The 511-nt window shown below is 74.8% G+C and carries 1 protein-coding gene; it reads left to right on the top strand.

Features of this window, described 5'->3' with window-relative positions; all coding sequences use genetic code 11:
• The coding region (locus CR470_RS38410; RefSeq protein ID WP_143664007.1) for an FUSC family protein at nucleotides 1-511 on the top strand (511 nt) is incomplete at both ends.

Here is a 511-nt window from a genome sequence, read left to right as displayed (position 1 = left end):
CTGTTGCGCCGGATCGGCCCCGGATCGCCGCTGCTGCCGGTCGCCGTCCGCACCCTGGCGGGCTGCGCGCTCGCCGGTCACCTCTGCGCCGCGCTCGGCGTCGGCCGCCCCTACTGGGCGATCGTCACCGCCGCCTCTCTCTGCCAGGCCAACCTCACCCTGTCGTGGAACCGGGCGCTCCAGCGCACCCTCGGCAACCTCCTGGGCGTGCTCGTCTTCGCCGCCGTCCTGCCGGTCTCCAGGATCAGCCCGCTCGCCCTCGTCTGCTGCTGCCTCTTCTTCAGCTTCGCCGCCGAGGCGCTGATCACCCGCAACTACTGGCTCGGCTCCGTCGCGGTGACCCCGATGGCCCTGCTGGTCCTGGAGTTCGGCGGCGCCCATCCGGCCGGGGAGCTGATCGGCGACCGGGTCCTGGACACCGTCCTCGGCGCGGTCGCCGGCTTCCTGGCCGCGACGCTCGTCACCAACCGGCGGGCGGCGGGGCGCGTCGAGCGGGCGCTCGACGCCACCG

The organism is Streptomyces sp. rh34 (assembly GCF_002551245.1).
Taxonomy (GTDB): Bacteria; Actinomycetota; Actinomycetes; order Streptomycetales; family Streptomycetaceae; genus Streptomyces.
Note: the sequence above shows the minus strand (reverse complement) of the source record. Positions and strands in the feature narration are given on the sequence as shown.